A 20358-nucleotide genomic window follows, 5' to 3' on the forward strand; every position below is an offset into this window, starting at 1 on the left:
GGGCCTGCCGCGACCTTCGATCCATCGTCTGACCGAACTTTGCGCACGGCCCATAGCGGCGGGCGCCAGCGGCGGGGATTAAGGTATGGCCTCCCGGGATCGGCGAGTGTTCGGCAAGGTTTTCCAGCATGACTCTTGCAAGGCTGGTCTTGATATGCCCGGCCCGGCAGGGATGATCCTGAGACAACGTTCCTTGAGACGACTTTGAAAGGCCCAAAGCCCATGAAACGCGCAACCCTGGCTCTTACTCTTGCTCTCGCCGCCGGTCTCTCCGTCCAAGCCGCCGATGCGCAAACGCTCAAGACGGTCAAGGACCGGGGCATGCTGTCCTGCGGCGTCAGCCAGGGCCTGCCTGGCTTCTCCTCGCCCGACGACAAGGGCAACTGGACCGGCATCGACGTCGACGTCTGCCGCGCCATCGCCGGCGCGATCTTCAACGATCCGACCAAGGTCAAGTTCGTGCCGCTGTCCGCCAAGGACCGCTTCACCGCGCTGCAGTCCGGCGAGATCGACGTGCTCTCGCGCAACACCACCTGGACTATCTCGCGCGACACCTCGCTCGGCGCCAATTTTACCGGCGTGACCTATTATGACGGGCAGGGCTTCATGGTGAAGAAGTCGCTCAAGGTGAACTCGGCGCTCGAGCTCAACAGCGCCTCGGTCTGCGTGCAGACCGGCACGACGACCGAGCAAAATCTCGCCGACTACTTCAAGGCGAACAACATGAAGTACGAGGTGATTGCGTTCGCCACCAACGACGAAACGGTCAAGGCGTACGAAGCCGGGCGCTGCGACGTCTTCACCACGGACCAGTCGGGCCTCTACGCCAACCGCCTCAAGCTCGCCAGTCCCAACGACCACATGGTGCTGCCCGAGATCATCTCCAAGGAGCCGCTCGGCCCGATGGTGCGCCACGGCGACGACCAGTGGTTCGACATCGTGAAGTGGACGTTGTTCGCGATGATCACCGCCGAGGAGCTCGGGGTGACCTCGAAGAACGTCGACGAGAAGGCGAAGCTGGATAATCCGGAGATGAAGCGGGTTGTCGGCAGCGACGGCAATTTCGGCGAACAGCTCGGCCTGACCAAGGATTGGGTGGTGCGGATCGTGAAGACGGTCGGCAATTACGGCGAGGTGTTCGATCGCAACGTCGGCGCGGGCTCGCCGCTGGCCATCAACCGCGGCCTCAACAATCTCTGGAACAAGGGCGGTCTTCAGTACGCGCCGCCGATCCGCTGACCGCTCCTGACCCGCTGACAGCGGCATGAGCACCGAGGCCCGAAAACCGCCGCCCCAGATCGCGCTGAAGATCAGGCGCCTTCTGGGCGGCAAGGCAGGCTGGAACGGCGTTGCCGTCCAGTTTGCCTTCGCGGCGGTCCTGGGCTGGATCGGCTACGAGATCGTCTCCAATGCTCGCGCCAACCTGGAGAACCAGCACATTGCCGCCGGCTTCGGCTTCCTGCGCAACAACGCCGGTTTCGACGTCAACCAGACCCTGATCTCCTATACCGGCTCGGATACGTTCCTGCGCGTGTTCGTGGTCGGTCTCCTGAACACGCTCGTGGTCTCGGTGGTGGGCATCGTCTTCGCCACCGTGTTCGGCTTCATCGTCGCGCTGTGCCGGCTGTCGCCGAACTGGCTGCTGTCGCGCATCGGCGAGATCTATGTCGAGGTCATCCGCAACCTGCCGCTCTTGTTCCAGATCCTGTTCTGGTATCTGGCGGTGCTGGCGGCCTTGCCCAATCCGCGGCAGAGCATCTCGCTGTTCGGCATCGCCTTCATCAGCAATCGCGGCCTCGTCATCCCCAGTCCGATCGGCCAGAGCGGTCTCGCGCCGTTCCTGGTGGTGCTGGCGCTCGGCATCGTCGCCTCGCTGGCCCTGCGCTTCTACGCAAGGCGAGCGCTGTTTCAGCGCGGCCACGTGTTCCGCATCTGGCCTTACGTGCTGGCCCTGCTGCTCGGGTTTCCGCTCGCCACGGCGCTGGCGTTCGGTTTGCCCTTCACGTTCGAGCTGCCGCAGCTGAGGGGATTCAATTTCGCAGGCGGCTCGCGCATCATCCCGGAATTCGTGGCGCTGGTGGTGGCGCTGTCGACCTACACGGCCGCGTTCATCGCCGAGATCGTGCGCGCCGGTATCCTGTCTGTTCACAAGGGGCAGATGGAGGCGGGGTCCTCGCTGGGCCTCAGCCGCGGTGCCACGCTCCGCCTGATCGTCGTGCCGCAGGCCATGCGCGTCATCGTACCGCCGCTGACCAACCAGTATCTGAATCTCACCAAGAACTCGTCGCTGGCGGTCGCGATCGGCTATCCGGACCTCGTCTCCGTGTTCGCCGGCACATCGCTGAGCCAGACCGGGCAGGCAATCGAGATCATCGCCATGACGATGGGCATCTACCTCCTGATTTCGCTCGTCACCAGCGCCATCATGAGCCTCTATGGTTGGCGGGTCAGCCGGAGTCTGGGCGCATGAGCGATGTCGTCTCGTCCCGCTTCGTCCGCCGTGACCTGCTCGCCGAGCGACCCGCGCCAGTGAAGACCACCGGCTTCATCGGCCTGATGCGCACGCGCCTGTTCAACTCGCCGACCAACATCCTGCTGACGATCCTGGGCGCCTTGCTGCTCTGGTACACGATCGTTCCCTCCGTCAAGTTCCTGGTCGTCGATGCGGTCTGGAGCGGCAAGGACCGTACCGCCTGCCTCGCCGAGAACGCCGGTTTCGCGGTCGGTGCCTGCTGGCCCTACATCCAGGCGAAGCTCCCGCAGCTGATCTACGGCTTCTATCCCGAGGCCGAACGCTGGCGGGTCGATCTCACATTCATCCTGGCCGTGGTCCTGTTGGTGCCGCTGCTCGTACCGCGGCTGCCGGCGAAGAGCCTGAACGCCGGCATGTTCTTCGTCGCGTTTCCGGTGGTCGCCTTCTTCCTGCTGCACGGAGGCGGCATCAAGGGCTTCGGCCTGAGCTGGACGGCCGGTCTCCTGCAGTTGTTCGACGAGAGCATCATCGGCGCCGGACAGGCGCTGCTCGGTCTCAGCAAGAATTCGGCGATCGGACCGCTGCTGTGGGGCGTCGGAAGCCTCATCGTGCTATTCGGTACAGCGGTCCATTGGTTGATCTTTCCGCTCACCTGGTTGCGCGACTATATCCAGGGGATGGGCCAGCCGGTCTGGGCCGATTTCGCGGCGACGGCCGCGATCGCGTGCCTGGTCGCCTTCGTTCTCGGTGGCGGCGTTCGCACCGGCGGGCGGGCTCTGGTATCGAGCATCGCCACCTTCATTGCCATCGCCATCGTCATCAGGCTCATGGATCTCGATCACGGCGGATTGCCGGTCGTGGCGACCAATCTTTGGGGTGGCCTGCTGGTGACGCTGGTGGTCTCCGTCACGGGCATCGTCACCTCGCTGCCGATCGGTATCGCGCTCGCGCTGGGCCGCCGCTCGACCATTCCCTTGATCCGGATCTTCTCGATCGCGTTCATCGAGTTCTGGCGCGGCGTACCGCTGATCACCGTGCTGTTCTTCGCCACCTACATGCTGCCGCTGTTTCTGCCCGGCAATTTCACCGTCGACGGCCTCGTCCGCGCGTTGATCGGCATTGCGCTGTTCACCGGCGCCTATCAGGCCGAGAACGTCCGCGGCGGGCTCGCCGCGATCCCGCGCGGGCAAACCGAGGCGGCGGCCGCCCTCGGGCTCTCCTGGTGGAAGACGACCTCGTTGATCGTGCTGCCGCAGGGGTTGCGCCACGTCATTCCGAACCTCGTCAACAGCTTCATCTCGCTGTTCAAGGACACCTCGCTGGTCTCGATCGTGGCGCTGTTCGATCTCCTGGGCTCGCTCAGGGCATCGTTCTCGGATCCGAAATGGTCGACGCCGTCGACCGCGTTCACCGGCTTCGCCTTCGCCGGCATCATCTACTTCATCTTCTGCTTTGGAATGTCGCGATATTCGCTGTTCGTCGAGCATCGTCTCAACGCCCATCGCCGCAGCTGATCGAGGTCCCCATGTCAGACCCCATCGTCAAGATTTCCGGCCTCAACAAATGGTACGGCGACTTTCACGTGCTGCGCGACATCGACCTCGACGTCCGCAAGGGCGAGCGCATCGTGATCTGCGGGCCCTCCGGTTCCGGCAAGTCGACGCTGATCCGCTGCATCAACGCGCTCGAGGAATTCCAGGAGGGCGAGATCGTCGTCGACGGCATCGAGCTCGGACCCAACCTCAAGCATGTCGATGCCGTGCGCCGCGAAGTCGGCATGGTGTTTCAGAGCTTCAATCTGTTCCCGCACCTCACGGTGCTCGACAATTGCACGCTGGCGCCGATCTGGGTCCGCAACATCCCGAAGAAGGACGCGGAGGCGACCGCGATGAAGTTCCTGGAACGGGTCAAGATCCCGCATCAGGCCAACAAGTTTCCGGGCCAGATGTCCGGCGGCCAGCAGCAGCGCGTCGCCATCGCCCGCGCCCTGACAATGAATCCGAAGGTGATGCTGTTCGACGAGCCGACCTCGGCGCTCGACCCGGAGATGGTCAAGGAGGTACTGGACACCATGGTGGACCTCGCCGGGGAGGGCATGACCATGATGGTGGTGACCCACGAGATGGGTTTTGCCCGCGAGGTCGCCAACCGCGTGGTGTTCATGGACGCCGGCCAGATCATCGAGGCCAACACCCCGAACGAGTTCTTCGCGGCGCCTCAGCACGCCCGCACGAAGCTGTTCCTCAGCCAGATCTTGCGCTGATCCCCGGGAAACCCCGGGGGCGATGCTGGTCCGGCGACCGGGCGGTCATCGCTCGCGAATCAGTTAGACTCGGCTTCGGGCATTCTCCGGAGAGACACCTTGCAGAACAGCGGCGGCGGCGCGCGCGCATTCCAGAACGCGCGATTGCAGAAGAAATTGATGAAGCAGGCCGACGCCGTCATTGCCGCTGCGGCAAACGCCTATGGCCAGGGCCGGTATGCCGAGACCGAGGCGCTGTGCCGCGAGATCCTGAAAGCCCTTCCGGATCATGTCGACGCCATGCATCTGCTCGGCATGTGCGCCCATGACGGCCGGCGCCTCGAGGAGGCGAAAGAGCTGATCGAGCGCGTGATTGCGCTCGATCCGCGCCTGCACGATGCCCACAACAACCTCGCGACCGTGCATTTCGACCTCGGCAACTACGAGGAGGCGCGGAAGTGCCAGGAGAGGGCGATCGCGCTGAAGCCGAATTTCGCGGTCGCGATCACCAATCTCGGCAACACGCTGATGCATATGGGGCAGTACGAGCAGGCGCTTGAGATGCACGAGCGCGCCATCAAGCTGAAACCGGATTACGCCGATGCGCTCTGCAACCGTGGCATGGTCGAGATCGTGCTCGGGCAGGTGATGCGCGCCAAGGAGAGTTTCGAGCGCGCCTTGCTGTTTCAGCCGCGTCACGCCGAAGCCATCGTCGGCAGCGGCATGGTGAGCATGGAGCTCCGGCACCACGACGAGGCGGCCGCCAAGTTTGCCGCGGCGCTGGCGATCAAGCCGGGCGCGCCAAGGATCCTGGCCCAGCGCGGGCGGCTCAGTTACGAACTGCAGCGCCTGGAGCCTGCGCTTGCGGATTTCGAGGCGGCGCTTGCGATCTCGCCCAAGCTCGAGCTGGCGCTCCGGGGCAAGGCTCAGGCCTGCCTCGTCATGGGAAAGACCGCGCAGGCGATGGCGGCCGCGACGACCTTGATCGAGCGAAACCCGCGTTCCGAGATGGGAATGGCGCTGATGGGCTTCGCCTATTCGAACCAGGGCGACATGGATACCGCGATCGAATATCTCGACCGCGCGCTGGCGCTCCGCCCGGACTACGGGGACGCGATCCGGGGAAAGATCTTCCTGCAGGACTACCGCGCCGAAGCCGATTTCGTGGTGCAGCAGGCGGTGCGGAAATCCTGGTGGGATGCGATCGGCTCGAGGATTCCGCAAAGGACGCTGCCGAAGCGACCGCTCGATCCGGACAAGCGGATCGTGGTCGGCTATGTCGCTGCCGAATTCCGCCAGCATTCGGCGGGGCTCACCTTGCTGCCGGTGCTGCGCCATCATGATCACACCAGGTTCAAGATCATCTGCTACTATTCCTGGCCGGGGGCGGACGAGTACACCGCCAAATTCAAATCATTGGCGGACGTCTGGGTCGATGCCTGGGGGCTTTCGGACGACGAACTCGCCGATCGCATTCAGGCCGACGATGTCGACATCCTGATCGATGTGTCGGGGCACACCACCGGAAACCGGCTGCAATGCTTCGCGCGGAAGCCGGCTCCGATCCAGGCGACCGGGTTCGGACACGCGACGGGCACGGGCATGCCGACCATGGACTATGTGCTCGCCGATCCCATCTTCATTCCGCCGTCGGTCCGGCACTTGTTTCCCGAGAAGATCCACGATCTGCCGTGCCTGATCACGATGGAGCCGGTGACCAATCTGCAGCCCTCCGAGCTGCCGATGCTCCGCAACGGCTACGTCACTTTCGGCGTGTTCAACCGCATCTACAAGATCTCGGACGATGCGATCCGCGTGTGGTCGCGCATCATGCGGGAGGTGCCGGGATCGAAGATCATCCTCAAGCATGGTCTGCTCGACGATGCACTGCTGCGCGATAGCCTGATCGCGCGCTTCGTCGCGCAGGGCATTGCGGAGGAGAACATCACGTGTCTCGGCACCACTTCGCGCGACGACCACCTGATGGCGTTCGACAAGGTCGACATCTCGCTCGACACGTTCCCGCAAAATGGCGGCATCAGCACCTGGGAATCGCTCTACAAGGGCGTTCCGGTCGTCGCCAAGCTCGGTATCGGCGCCTCCTCGCGTGCCGGCGCCTCCATCGTGGCCGCGGTCGGGCTCGGCGACTGGGTCGCCGAGGACGACGATGGCTATGTCGAGATCGCCCGCAAGTTTGCCGCGCAGCCCGAGCATCTGGCGAAGTTGCGCGCAGGGCTACCGGCCCAGATCGCAGCCTCGCCCGCCGGCAATGTCGAGATCTACACCCGGGAGCTCGAAGCGGGCTACCGCAAGTTCTGGCACGACTATTGTGCCGCGGCTTCGGAACGCGGTGACACCGCGCAGGGCGAGGCGGGCACGCTGGCCGGTTCCTGAGCCGCACACGTCTCGCCGACTGGCCGTACGAATCAGTTAGACTCACCTCGGGCCTTTTTCCGGAGAAACACCTTGCAGAGCAGCGCCGGCGCGCGCGCATTCCAGAATGCGCGGTTGCAGAAGAAGTTGAAGAAGCAGGCCGATGCCATCATCTCTGCCGCGGCGAGCGCCTATGGCCAGGGCCGGTATGCCGAGAGCGAGGCGCTCTGCCGCCAGATCGTGCAGGCCGTTCCGGATCATTTCGACGCCATGCATGTCCTCGGCCTGAGCGTGCAACAGCTCGGGCGTCTCGATGAGGCGCAACAATTGCTCGAGCGCGCGGTCGCGATCGAGCCGCGTTCGCACGAGGCGCAGAACAATCTCGGCTCCGTGTATCTCGCCCTCCAGAAATTTGAGGCCGCGCGCGCATGTCTGGAGAAGGCGATCGCGCTGAAGCCGAATTTTTCGCCGGCGCTGGCCGGCCTCGGCAACACTCTGCTTCAGATGAGCCTGCCCGAGCGGGCCATCGAAGTGTACGAGCGCGCGATCAAGCTGAAGCCCGACTATGCCGACGCGCTCTGCAATCGTGGCGTCGCGGAGCTGGCGCTGTTTCGGTTTGACCGTGCCCGCGAGAGCTTTGATCGCGCGCTGTTGTTTCAGCCGCGCCACGTCGAGGCGCTGATCGGCAAAGGCATGGTCAGTGTCGAGCTCAGGCGCTACGACGAGGCGGAAGCGGCGCTCGCAGCGGCGCTCGCGATCAAGCCGGATTCGGCGAAGATTCTGGCGCAACGCGGACGACTTAACGCGGCACTGTCGCGGCCGGAACAGGCCGCTGCGGATTTCGATGCGGCACTTGCACTTTCGCCGCGGTTTGAAGTGGCCTTGCGCGGAAAGGCAGAGGCCTCGCTCAGCATCGGAAATACCGCACAGGCGATCGTGGCCTGCACGACCTTGCTCGAGCAGAATCCGCACTCCACGATCGCATTGGCGTTGCTGAGCTCCTGTTTTGCAAACCAGGGGGAAATCGCATCCGCGATCGAACATCTCGACAGGGCGCTGGCGATCGCGCCGGACCCGGATTTGATGGCGCGGAAGATCTACTTCCTGGACTTTCTCCCGGACGCTGATTTCACGGTCCAGCAGGCGGCGCGCAAGTCCTGGGGGGAAGCAATCGGGGCCAGAGTGCCGCAAAGGAAGCTCGCGCCCCGGCAGCTCGACCCCGACAGGCGGATCGTGATTGGCTATGTCTCTTCCGAATTCTGGTACCACTCGGCGGCGTTCGGGCTACTGCCCGTGCTGCGCCATCACGACCATGCGAACTTCGAGATCGTCTGTTATTCGTGTTCGCCGACACGTGACGCGGTGACTGCCCAATTCAGGTCGGCGGCCGACGTCTGGGTCGACGCCTGGCAGATGTTCGACGATCAGCTGGCGGATCGCATTGAGGCCGACAAGGTCGACATCCTCATCGACGTGTCCGGACATTCGTCGGGCAACAGGCTCCAGGTGTTCGCCCGCAAGCCGGCTCCCATCCAGGTCACTGGCTTCGGACACGCGACCGGTACGGGCCTTCAGGCCATGGACTACGTGCTTGCGGACCCGGTCTTTATTCCGCAATCGGCCCGGCACCTGCTGACCGAAAAGGTCTTTGATCTGCCGTGCCTGATCACGATCGATCCGATCCTGGATGTGCGGCCTTCCGAGCTGCCCATGCTCCGCAACGGCTACGTCACCTTCGGGGTGTTCAACCGCGTCAACAAGATCTCGGACGAGGCCATCCGCGTATGGTCGAAAGTGATGCGCGAGGTGGCTGGGTCGAAGATCATCATCAAGCACACGCTGCTTGACGATCGGCTGGTACGCGACGGCCTCCTTGCGCGATTTGTGGCGCAGGGAATTGCGGAAGAATCCATCACCTGCCTCGGCTCGTCCGATCGTGCCGAGCATCTGCGCGCCTTTGCGCAGGTCGATATCTCGCTCGATCCATTCCCGCAAAACGGTGGCGTTAGCACCTGGGAATCCCTCTATGCGGGCGTTCCGGTCGTGGCCAAGCTCGGCCACGGCGCATCCTCGCGCGCCGGCGGTTCCATCGTTTCGGCTGTCGGCCTCAATGACTGGGTCGCGGAGGACGACGAGGGCTATGCCGCGATCGCTTGCAAGTATGCCTCGCAGCCCGAGCATCTGGCGAAGCTGCGGGCGGACTTGCCGGCGAGGATCGCAGCCTCGGCCGCGGGCAATGTCGAGGTCTACACCCGCAGGGTCGAGGATGGATACCGCCAGTTCTGGCGCGATTATTGCGCCGCGGCCTCGGGACGCGGCGAGCCCGCGTAGCCGCCGGTCACCCTGCGCAGAGCTCGTGACGCGCGCCCCGGCTCAAGGGGGCGCGCAACGATCACACGAACGGCGGCTTGATGTTGCTGCGCTTCTCCAGCCAGTCGGGCACGGGCAGGTTCTTGGCGCGCATGAAATCGGCGTTGAACAGCTTCGACTGATACCGGCTGCCGGAATCGCACAGCACGGTCACGACCGTCTTGCCGGGCCCGAGCTGCTTTGCGAGCCGCATCGCCCCGACGACATTGACGCCGGTCGAGCCGCCGAGGCACAGACCTTCGTGCTGAAGCAATTCGTAGATCGCCGTGACGGCTTCAGCGTCGGGAACGAGATAGGCATCATCCACCTTCGCGGTCTCGACGATCGCGGTCGCCCGGTTGAGGCCGATGCCTTCGGTGATCGAGCCGCCCGGCGTCGCCTTGGCCTCGCCGGTCCTGAAATATTCGTACATGCCGGCGCCGTGCGGATCGGCGCAGGCGATGCGGATGGTCTTGCTCTTCTCTTTCAGATAACGGCTGACGCCGGACAACGTGCCGCCGCTGCCGACCGAGCAGACGAAGCCGTCGACCTTGCCGCCGGTCTGCTCCCAGATCTCGGGTCCGGTGGATTCATAGTGCGCCTTGGCGTTGTCGAGATTGTTCCACTGATCTGCGAACAGCACGCCGTTCGGCTCGGTCTTGCGCAACTCATCCGCGAGCCGCCGGCCGACGTGTTGATAATTGTTGGGGTTGGCATAGGGCAGGGCCGGCACCTCGATCAGCTCGGCGCCGCACAGCTTCAGGAAATCCTTCTTCTCCTGGCTTTGCGTCTCCGGGATCACGATCAGGGTGCGATAGCCGCGCGCGCTGGCGACGACGGCGAGCCCGATGCCGGTGTTGCCGGCGGTCGCCTCCACCACGAGACCACCGGGCTTGAGCTCGCCGCGTTTCTCGGCCTCCAGGATCATCCATTTGCCGGCGCGGTCCTTGACCGACTGGCCGGGATTCATGAACTCGGCCTTGCCCAGAATGGTGCAGCCGGTCAGTTCAGAGGCGCGCTTCAGCTTGATCAGCGGGGTGTTGCCGATGGCTTCGACAACGTCGTTTCGAATGCTCATGTCAGGAAAATCGCCACCAAGAGGGGTTGATCTGGTTGGCCAGAACCTAGTGCTTGGGGGGCCAAAGGGGAAGGCTTTTGCGTTGCGGCGAAACCCGTCGAAACGCCTGTCCCGACTGCAATATTCTCGCGCGGCAATGTGCGCGGCCGCGAGGCGGGACATCAGGAGGAGGAAATGTCCGAACATCGCCGGAGGATGGAAGATGACCGTCGTCCGGGACCAATCCGCGAACGCTTCTTTCCAACGACCGGACGGTCCGGCATTGAGCGCCGTTGACGGCTTTGTGAGATGGCGCCGACGAGAGAGCGGCTTGATGCAAGCCGCAGAAGGCTCTTGCGGCTGGGTGGAGCGTTGCGAGCGCAGGTGTGGCAGCAATATCACATGAAATCTTGGTAAGCTTGATCGCGCCTGCCGGTGTTTTCAGAATAAGAGAAGTCGCTGCCAGACAAGCACCTTTGGCATTTTCATCGATTCGCTTCAGGCGCGTCGGCAGGACCGTCCCGCGACTGCGGCCCTGTCCCCAAGTTCAGCGCCCGGCTAGTATCGTCTCCAGGTTCCGCAGAAGGCATCACCGCTGTGAACGAGTTGTCCAAGGCCCCGCGATCGTCCCGCCGCGAATCGGTTAATCCGGTTGCGCGGCGGCTTGATCTGCCCGGCGGGGGGTGGATGTGACACAGGGTGTTCCGGGGATCGCAATGCGGCGGTCCGAAGGTTCAGCGGCCCGGACGCTGCGCGCGGCGCGCTGGCTTGCAGTGGTGTGCCTCGCCGCCACCTCGGGCGCGTGCGTGCTGACCCAGGACCTTCCTGATCCCGCCCTCGACGTTCCCACGCAGTACAAATATGCCGGCAAGGGCGATGCGCCGCCGTCATTGGATTGGTGGCGCGGCTTCCGCTCTGCGGAGCTGACGCTGCTGATGGAAGAGGCGCAGACCGTCAATCTCGACATCGCCGCCGCCGTCTCCCGCATCGTCCAGGCCGACGCCCAGGCACGGCAGGCGGGCGCGGCGCTGCTGCCGAGCTTATCGACCGGCGGATCGGAAACCTATTCGCGCACCTCGGGCGCAAGCTCCTCGGGCCTGTCCATCGGCGGCCGCGAAGTCGTCAACTATTCGGCTTCGCTGAGCGCCAGCTATCAGCTCGACTTCTGGGGCCAGAACCGCGCTGCGCTGCAGACCGCGGAGGAAACCGCCAACGCCAACCGCTTCGATCGCGACACCGTCGCGCTGACGACGCTCGCTGCCGTCGCCAACGCTTATTTCCAGGTGCTGGCCTCGCAGGACCGCATCCGGACCTCCCAGCGCAACATCGCGAGCGCGCAGCGCATCCTCGATGCGGTCAGAGAGCGGCGCAGGGCCGGCACCGGCACGGATCTGGATGTCGCCCAGCAGGAGAGCGTGCTCGCCAACCAGAAGGCCCTGGTGCCGCCGCTGCGCCAGACGCTGGACCAGAACGTCAATGCGCTCGCCGTGCTGGTTTCGCGTCCGCCCGAGAGCGTGCGCGTGCATGGCGGCTCGCTCGACCGGATCGCGATCCCGCGCGTGACGCCCGGCCTGCCGTCGGAGCTTCTGACACAGCGGCCTGACATCCGCCGCCAGGAGGCGCAGCTCGCCTCCGCGACCGCCAACATCGGCAATGCCCGCGCGCAGTTCTTTCCGACCATCCAGCTCACCGGCAATGGCGGTTATCAGAGCGCGGCTTTGGTCTCGCTGTTCCAGCCGCATGCGGCGTTCTTCCAGCTCGTCGGCAGCGCCACGCAGCCGATCTTCGACGGCGGCAGGATTCTCGGCAATTTCGAGCTCGCCAAGGCGCGCCAGGACGAGCTGCTTCAGACCTACCGCAAGACCATCGTGCAGGCCTTTGCGGACGTGGACAATGCGCTGTTCTCGATCAAGCAGACCACGATCCGGCTGCAATTGCAGCGCGATGTCGTTGCCGCCTCGCGCCGTGCCTTCGATCTGTCGGAGCAGCAATTGCGCGCCGGTACCGCCGATATCGTGACCGTGCTCAACACCCAACTGACCCTGTTCCAAGCGGAAGACGCGCTGTGGCAGGCCCAACTCGCGCGGCTCCTCGCCATCGTCAGCCTGTACCAGGCGCTCGGCGGCGGCTGGGAGCCGAGGATGGAGAAACCGGTCAATGCTCTTTAAGCCGGACGGCAAGCCAGGCGTAGAGGAGGGGACGGCGAGGAGATCGCGCGGCCGCGGCTTCGTCGTGACCCTGATCACGCTGGCGATCCTCGGAGGGCTCGGTTATCTCGGCTGGATCGCCATGCATCAGCAGCAGGCCAACAACCGCAACAACCAGCGGCCGGATCTGCCGGTGCCCGTGCTGGCGGCAACCCCGAGGGTGCAGGACGTTCCGGTCTATCTCGACGGCGTCGGCGCGATCCGTGCGCTCAACACCGTGACGGTGCGCTCGCAAGTCGACGGCAAGCTGATCGCGGTGAACTTCACCGAAGGCCAGGACGTCAAGAAGGGTGACGTGCTCGGCGAGATCGATCCGGCGATCTACCAGGCGCAGTACGACCAGGCCGTCGCCAAGAAGGCGCAGGATGAGGCCCAGCTCGCCAACCAGCGCATCGACCTGGCCCGATACGAGCAGCTCGCCGCTTCCAATGCCGGCTCCAAGCAGCAGGCCGACACCCAGCGCGCGCTGGTCGCGCAGACCGAGGCACTGGTCAAGGCCGACCAGGCCGCGATCGACAATGCGGCGGCAACGCTCAGCTACACCAAGATCGTGGCCCCGATCTCGGGCCGTGCCGGCCTGCGTCAGGTCGACCAGGGCAACATCATTCACGCCTCCGACACCACGGGTCTCGTGGTGATCGCGCAATTGCAGCCTATCGCGGTGTGGTTCAGCCTGCCGCAGCAACAGATCATGCGCGTCAACGCGGCCGCGGCGAAAGGCACGCTCACGGTCGACGTGTTCGGCAATGACGGCATCACCGTGATCGATACCGGCAAGCTGACCGGCATCGACAATCAGGTCGACCAGACCACCGGCACGCTCAAGCTCAAGGCGGAATTTCCCAACGCCAATTACCAGCTCTGGCCGGGCCAGTTCGTCAATGTCCGCCTCAAGGTCGAGACCTTGACGCAGGCATTGGTGGTGCCGACATCGGCCGTGCAGCGCGGCCCGATCGGGACGTTCAGCTATGTCATCGGCGCGGACAATGTGGCCTCGGCCAAGCCCGTGACGGTGACGCAGCAGAACGAGCACGATGCCGTTATCGCCAGCGGCCTGTCGCCGAACGATCGCGTCGTGACCACCGGCTTTGCCAACCTGTCCGACGGCTCCAAGGTGATCGTCGGCCGCGACGACCAGACCCCGTCGGCCGATCTCGCCCCGCGCAAGCGCTCGCGCGGGCCTGACGGCCAGAAGAAGGATGGTGCCAAGGACGGTCAGAAGGACGTGCAAGGCAAGGACGGCGAGTTCCGGGCCAAGCGCAAGAGCAGCGAAGGCGACCAGAAGGGACAGACCGGGCCGGCTCCGGGCCCGGGGGCAGCAGGAAGTGGAGCCAAGCAGCCATGATCCCGACAACAGCCGCCTGACGCGGCAGGCAGATCCCATGGGTGTCTCCGAACCTTTCATCCGCCGGCCGATCGCGACCTCGCTGCTCGGCATCGCGCTCATGATCGGCGGACTGCTGGGCTATTTCGCGCTACCGGTCTCGGCGCTGCCGCAGGTCGATTTCCCGACCGTGCAGGTGACGACGCAGCTGCCGGGCGCGAGCCCGGACGTGATCGCATCGCTGATCACGGCGCCGCTGGAGCGGCAGCTCGGCCAGATCCCGTCGCTGTCGGCGATGAACTCGACGAGCTCGTTCGGCGTCAGCCAGATCTCGCTGCAGTTCGATCTCAACCGCGACATCGATGGCGCGACCCAGGACGTGCAGGCGGCGATCAACGCCGCGGCGGGCGTGCTGCCGAAGACGCTGCCTTATCCGCCGACCTACGCCAAGGTGAACCCGGCGGACGCGCCCGTCATGACGCTGGCGCTGCGCTCGGACACGATCTCGCTGCGGGCGATGAGCGACATCGCCGACACTATTCTGGCTCAGCGGCTGAGCCAGATTTCCGGCGTCGGACGAGTCTCGGTGCTTGGCGGGCTGAAACCGGCCGTGCGCATCCAGGCCGATCTGGCGCGGCTCGCCGCCTACGGCATCGCCATGGAGGATCTGCGCACCGCGATCGCCAGTGCCAATGTCTCGGGGCCGAAAGGCTCGCTCGACGGCGCGCAGCAGTCCTACATCATCGCGGCCAACGATCAGATCGCCGCGGCTGACGCCTACAAGCCCGTCATCATCGCCTACCGCAACGGCTCGCCGGTCACCATCGCCGACGTCGCGCAGATCGTCGACGGCCTCGAGAACGACCGCACCGGCGGCTGGTACCAGGGCACGCCGGCCGTCATCATCGACATCCAGCGCCAGCCCGGCGCCAACGTGATCGACGTCGTCAGCCAGATCCGCGCCGAAATCCCCAAGGTGCAGCGCGCGATTCCGGCGGGCGTGAACCTCACCATCGTGTCCGATCGCACCGTCACCATCCGCGCCTCGGTGCGCGACGTGCAGTTCACGCTGGTCCTTGCCGTCGTGCTGGTGACCCTGGTGGTGCTGCTGTTCCTGCGTTCGCTGCGCGCAACGTTGATCGCAGGCGTCGCGCTGCCGCTGTCGCTGATCACGAGCTTCGGCATCATGTATTTCGCCGGGTTCAGCCTCGACAATCTGTCGCTGATGGCGCTCACGATCGGCACCGGCTTCGTCGTCGACGACGCCATCGTCATGATCGAGAACATCGTGCGCCACATGGAGAACGGCGACGGCGCGATGGAGGCGTCGCTGAAGGGCGCCAGCGAGATCGGCTTCACCGTGATCTCGCTGACGGTGTCGCTGATCGCGGTGTTCATCCCGCTGCTGTTCATGTCGGGCCTCGTCGGACGCATGTTCCGCGAATTCGCGCTGACCTTGACGATCGCGGTGGTGACCTCGGCCGTGGTCTCGCTGACGCTGACACCGATGATGTGCTCGCGCCTGCTCAAGCACGCCCATGAGGAGCTGGCGGTGCCGGGCTTGGCCGCGATCAGCCGCTTCATCGACCGCACCGTCGAATTTTACCATTGGACGCTGCTTTGGGTGCTGGAACGTCAGCGCGCCACGCTGATCGTGACCTTCGCCACGCTGATCGCGACTCTGGTCCTCTATGTCGTCGCGCCGAAGGGCTTCCTGCCGCTGCAGGATACCGCCGCGATCACGGCCGTGACGGAGGCCGGCCCCGACGTGTCGTTCGCGGAGATGCAGAAGCGGCAGGCCGAGGCTTCCGACGCCATCAGGGCGGATCCCGACGTGGTCGGCGTGGTCTCGGTGATCGGGGCGGGCTCGGTCAACCCGACCACCAATGTCGGCCGGCTCGTCATGAGCTTGAGGCCGCGCGGCGAGCGGCGTGACGACGTCGCGGCCGTCATCACCCGGCTGAAGCAGCGGGTTTCGGGTATCCCCGGCATGACCGTGTACTTCCAGCCGGTGCAGGACGTGCAGATCTCGACCCAGTCGAGCCGCTCGCAATACCAGTACACGCTGACCGGCACCGATGCAGCGCTGGTGTCGGAATGGGCGCGCAAGCTGGTGACGGAGATGCGGCGCGATCCCTTGTTCCGCGATGTTTCTTCCGAGGCGCAGGAGGGCGGCCTGCGGGCGCAGCTCGACGTCGATCGCACCCGCGCCGGCCAGCTCGGCGTGAGCCTGCAAGCGATCACCGACACGCTGAACGATGCGTTCGCGCAGCGGCAGATCTCGACCATTTACGGCCAGGCCAACCAGTACCGCGTGGTGCTGGAGGCGCTGCCGATGTACCAGCGCGATCCCTCGATCCTGTCGAAGCTCTATCTGCCGGGCGCCGCGAGCGCCACCGCCGGCGCGCCGAACGCGCAGGTGCCGCTGTCGGCCGTGGCGACGCTGAAGCGCACCACCGCGCCGCTCGCGATTTCGCACCAGGCCCAGTTCCCGTCGGTGTCGCTCAGCTTCAACCTCGCGCCGGGCGCCGCGCTCGGCGATGCGGTCGACGCCGTGAAGACGATCGAGACGCGGATCGGCATGCCCAACAGCATCGTCGGCGTCTATGCCGGCGATGCCGCCGAATTCGCCAAGGCTCTCGCCGGCCAGCCCTGGCTGCTGCTCGCCGCCGTGATCACGATCTACATCGTGCTGGGAGTGCTCTACGAGAGCTACATCCACCCGATCACGATCCTGTCGACGCTGCCCTCGGCCGGCGTCGGCGCCATCCTGGCGCTGGTGCTGTGCGGGCAGGACCTGTCGGTGATCGGCCTGATCGGCATCATCCTCCTGATGGGCATCGTCAAGAAGAACGCGATCATGATGATCGACTTCGCGCTCGATGCCGAGCGCGGGCAGGGCATGTCGCCGAACGAGGCGATCGTGCAGGCCTGCCTGTTGCGTTTCCGCCCGATCATGATGACGACGCTGGCGGCGCTGTTCGGCGCGCTGCCGCTGGCGATCGAGAGCGGCACCGGCGCCGAGCTGCGTTTCCCGCTCGGCATCTCCATCATCGGCGGCCTGCTGCTGAGCCAGCTGCTGACGCTTTACACGACGCCTGTGATCTACCTCGCGCTCGACCGCATCAACCGCCGCCTGGAGCAGGCACTGCCGCCGGCCGAATCCGGCGGCCCGCCGGTCGCGGGGGCGACCGAGGGGATGCAGTGATGGCATCGATCTCGGAGCCCTTCATCCGCCGCCCGGTCGGGACCACGCTGCTGTCGATCGGGCTGTTCCTGCTGGGTGTGGTCGCCTACCATTTCCTTCCCGTCGCCTCGGTTCCGAACGTCGACTTCCCCGCCATCTTCGTCTCGGCCAGCCGGCCGGGAGCCGACCCGTCCGTGATGGCGGCGACGGTAGCTTCTCCGTTGGAGCGGCGGCTGGGTGAGATCGCCGGCATCAACCAGATCACCTCGACCTCGACGCTCGGCACCACCACCATCCAGCTCCAGTTCGACATCGGCCGCAGCATCGACAAGGCCGCCCGTGACGTGCAGGCGGCGATCAACGCCTCGATGGTCGACCTGCCCAGCGACCTGCCGACGCTGCCGCGCTTCCGCAAGGCCAACACGGCCGGCGCGCCCGTCTTCGTGCTGGCACTGACCTCGAAGACGCTGTCCCCCAGCGCAATTTACGACGTCGCCGACACGGTCCTGGCGCAGCGCATCTCGCAGGTCCCGGGCGTCGGCGATGTCAGCGTGTCCGGCGCCGACCAGCCGGCCGTGCGGGTCCAGCTCAACCCCGTCGCGCTGTCGAACGCCGGCATCGCCACCGACGACGTGCGCACCGCGATCGTCAATGCCAACCCACTCGGTCCCGTCGGCATCTTCAACGGCGAACGCCAGAGCGAGACGCTGGCGCTCAACCGGCAGATGCGAACCGCCAAGGAATTTGGCGACATCGTCATCAAGAGCGCCAACGGCAACTTCGTGCGGCTCTCCGACGTCGCCGACATCGAGGATTCAGTCCGCAACGCCCGCTCCATCGCCTGGTTCAACAAGCAGCCGGCGGTGCTGATCCAGATCACCAAGCAGGGCGATGCCAACGTCATCGACACCGTCGACCGGGTGAAGGCGCTGGTCCCACAGCTGAAGCAATGGATTCCGGCCGGCGTCGAGATTTCGACCCTGGTCGATCGCACCGGCACCATCCGCGCCAGCGTGCTCGACATGCAATGGACATTGCTGGCCACCGCGATCCTGGTGATGGTCGTGGTGTTCGTGTTCCTGCGGCGGCTGACGCCGACGATCGCTGCCGGCATCTCGGTGCCGCTGGCGCTCGCCGGCACCTGCGCCGGCATGTGGGTCGCGGGCTTCTCGATCGACAATCTGTCGCTGATGGCGCTCGCGATCTCCGTCGGCTTCGTGGTCGACGACGCCATCGTCATGATCGAGAACATGTATCGCAATCTCGAGCACGGCATGACCCCGTTCCGGGCGGCGCAGGAGGGCGCGAGGCAGATCGGTTTCACGGTGGTCTCGATCAGCCTGTCGCTGATCGCAGCGTTCACGCCGCTGATCTTCATGGACGGCATCGTCGGCCGCCTCTTGCGCGAATTCTCGCTGACGCTGACCTTCGCCATCCTGGTTTCGACGCTGGTCTCGCTCACGGTGACGCCGATGATCTGCGCCCATTACATTCGGCAGCCCCCGTCGGGCACCGCGACCCTGTTCGACCGCATCATCGAGGGCTCGCTGTCGCGCATCGTCGCCTTCTATGCCCGGACTCTGCGCACCGTGCTGGACTACCCGCTGGCGACGCTGCTGGTGTTCTTCGCCACCATCGGCCTCACCGTGACGCTCTACATCAAGGTCCCCAAGGGCTATTTCCCGACCGACGATTCCGGCTTCGTCATCGGGGCGACGCGCGCCTCCGCCGACATCTCGTTTCAGTCGATGCTCGGTCTCCAGCAGCGGCTCGCCGACATCGTGATGAAGGATCCGGCCGTGGCCGGCGTCGGCTCGACGGTCGGTGCGGGAGGCGGGCCCGGGGGAGCGACCTCGAACCGCGGCATCATGTACATCAGCCTGAAGTCGCCGCAGGAGCGCGGCCACGTCTCGACCGAGGCCGTGATCGACCGCCTGAGACGCGCGCTGTACCCGGTGCCCGGCATCCGCCTCTTCATGTTCGCCGCCCAGGATGTCCGTGCCGGCGGGCGGCGGAGCGATTCCGACTACCAGTACACGCTGACCAGCACCGACCTCGGTCTGCTGCAGAAGTGGGCGCCGATCGTGGCCAAGCGCATGGAGAGCGTCGAGGGCATCACCGACATCTCCAGCGACCGCGACCCCGGCGGCCTTCAGCTCACGCTCGCGATCGATCGCCAGAAGGCCTCGGCGCTCGGCGTCCGGGTTCAGGACATCGACAACGCGCTGAACAACGCCTTCTCGCAGCGGCAGATCTCGATCATCTACACCCAGCGCAACCAGTACATGACCGTGCTGGAGATCGATCCGAAATTCCAGGTCGATCCCTCCAACCTCGATCGCATCTACGTCGCCGGCGCGGGCGACGCGCAGGTGCCGCTGTCGGCCGTGGTGCACGCCACGCGCAGCCTCGCCGCGCTCGCGGTCTATCACTCGCAGTCGTTCCCCTCGACCACGGTGTCGTTCAACCTTCTGCCGGACGTGCAGCTGCAGACGGCGACACAGAGCATCCAGCGCGCGGTGGAAGAGCTGCACATGCCCGAAGGCATCCGCGGCAGCTTCGACGGCAATGCCGGCGACTTCGCAAAGACCAGCGGCCGCCAGCCGCTTCTGATCCTCGGCGCGCTGGTGGCGATGTACATCGTGCTCGGGGTGCTCTACGAGAGCCTCGCCCATCCGCTCACGATCATCTCGACGCTGCCCTCGGCCGGGCTCGGCGCGCTGCTCGCCTTGCAGCTCACCAACACGCCGCTCACCGTGATCGCCTTCGTCGGCATCATCCTCCTGATCGGCATCGTCAAGAAGAACGGCATCATGATGGTGGATTTCGCGCTCGACGCCGAACGCCAGCGCGGCCTGTCGTCAGCGGAGGCGATCTTCGAGGCCTGCCAGGCGCGCTTCCGCCCGATCGTGATGACGACCATGGCGGCGCTGTTTGCCGGCATCCCGCTCGTGGTGGCGACCGGCCCCGGCACGGAGCTGCGTCGTCCGCTCGGCATCACCATTATCGGCGGCCTGTTCGTCTCGCAGATCCTGACGCTCTATACCACGCCCGTGATCTACCTGCTGATCGACCGCCTGCGGCGACGGTCCGCACCGCGCCCGCTGCCTGCGCCCGCGGAATAGGTTGTTGAAGCCCCGCATGGA

12 protein-coding genes are annotated in these 20358 nt (G+C 65.3%); 10 read left to right on the plus strand and 2 right to left on the minus strand.

Features of this window, described 5'->3' with window-relative positions; all coding sequences use genetic code 11:
* The first annotated feature begins 222 nt into the window (after positions 1 to 222).
* The 5 genes from DCM80_RS27760 (at position 223) to DCM80_RS27780 (ending at position 7109) form a co-directional block, all read left to right on the plus strand.
* Entirely contained in the window at positions 223 to 1239 is a 1017-nt protein-coding gene (locus DCM80_RS27760; protein WP_257194609.1) for an amino acid ABC transporter substrate-binding protein, read from the plus strand.
* Between the two features lie 25 nt (positions 1240 to 1264).
* Positions 1265 to 2470: an amino acid ABC transporter permease gene (locus tag DCM80_RS27765; protein ID WP_257194610.1), complete on the plus strand. Its 1206-nt coding sequence runs from the start codon at positions 1265 to 1267 to the stop codon at positions 2468 to 2470.
* Positions 2467 to 3987 (plus strand): amino acid ABC transporter permease, encoded by a 1521-nt coding sequence (locus DCM80_RS27770; protein WP_257194611.1) that lies wholly within the window; start codon positions 2467 to 2469, stop codon positions 3985 to 3987. Before DCM80_RS27765 ends, DCM80_RS27770 begins: the two co-directional genes overlap by 4 nt.
* Positions 3988 to 3998: 11 nt before the next feature.
* Positions 3999 to 4736, plus strand: a complete 738-nt coding sequence (locus DCM80_RS27775; protein ID WP_028136531.1) for an amino acid ABC transporter ATP-binding protein — start codon at positions 3999 to 4001, stop codon at positions 4734 to 4736.
* Positions 4737 to 4835: 99 nt separating this feature from the next.
* On the plus strand, positions 4836 to 7109 hold the full coding sequence (locus DCM80_RS27780; protein WP_257194612.1) for a tetratricopeptide repeat protein: 2274 nt from the start codon (positions 4836 to 4838) through the stop codon (positions 7107 to 7109).
* Positions 7110 to 7151: 42 nt separating this feature from the next.
* On the opposite strand, the gene DCM80_RS27785 is transcribed toward DCM80_RS27780, so the two are convergent.
* Positions 7152 to 7412 (minus strand): hypothetical protein, encoded by a 261-nt coding sequence (locus DCM80_RS27785; RefSeq protein ID WP_257198123.1) that lies wholly within the window; start codon positions 7410 to 7412, stop codon positions 7152 to 7154.
* Between DCM80_RS27785 and DCM80_RS27790 the strand changes: the two genes are divergently transcribed.
* Positions 7329 to 9419 (plus strand): tetratricopeptide repeat protein, encoded by a 2091-nt coding sequence (locus DCM80_RS27790; protein ID WP_337993403.1) that lies wholly within the window; start codon positions 7329 to 7331, stop codon positions 9417 to 9419. The genes DCM80_RS27785 and DCM80_RS27790 overlap by 84 nt on opposite strands.
* A gap of 61 nt (positions 9420 to 9480) precedes the next feature.
* Here the strand turns inward: DCM80_RS27790 and DCM80_RS27795 are convergent, their stop codons facing one another.
* Positions 9481 to 10515, minus strand: a complete 1035-nt coding sequence (locus DCM80_RS27795) for a cysteine synthase A (protein ID WP_257194614.1) — start codon at positions 10513 to 10515, stop codon at positions 9481 to 9483.
* A gap of 695 nt (positions 10516 to 11210) precedes the next feature.
* On the opposite strand from DCM80_RS27795, the gene DCM80_RS27800 reads away from it, so the two are divergent.
* The 4 genes from DCM80_RS27800 to DCM80_RS27815 are packed head-to-tail and all read left to right on the plus strand — an operon-like array spanning position 11211 to position 20337.
* The gene (locus DCM80_RS27800; protein WP_257194615.1) at positions 11211 to 12662 is read left to right on the plus strand and encodes an efflux transporter outer membrane subunit; all 1452 of its coding nucleotides are present in this window, start codon (positions 11211 to 11213) and stop codon (positions 12660 to 12662) included.
* Positions 12652 to 14046, plus strand: a complete 1395-nt coding sequence (locus DCM80_RS27805) for an efflux RND transporter periplasmic adaptor subunit (RefSeq protein ID WP_257194616.1) — start codon at positions 12652 to 12654, stop codon at positions 14044 to 14046. Before DCM80_RS27800 ends, DCM80_RS27805 begins: the two co-directional genes overlap by 11 nt.
* Before the next feature lie 37 nt (positions 14047 to 14083).
* Complete coding sequence (locus tag DCM80_RS27810; protein ID WP_257194617.1) at positions 14084 to 17233, plus strand: efflux RND transporter permease subunit; 3150 nt, start codon at positions 14084 to 14086, stop codon at positions 17231 to 17233.
* A complete protein-coding gene (locus DCM80_RS27815) occupies positions 17233 to 20337 on the plus strand; it encodes an efflux RND transporter permease subunit (RefSeq protein WP_257194618.1) in 3105 nt (1034 codons plus the stop codon). Before DCM80_RS27810 ends, DCM80_RS27815 begins: the two co-directional genes overlap by 1 nt.
* The last annotated feature ends 21 nt before the right edge of the window (positions 20338 to 20358 follow it).

The sequence above is a fragment of the Bradyrhizobium sp. WBOS08 genome, assembly GCF_024585125.1.
GTDB classification, from domain to species: Bacteria; Pseudomonadota; Alphaproteobacteria; order Rhizobiales; family Xanthobacteraceae; genus Bradyrhizobium; species Bradyrhizobium japonicum_B.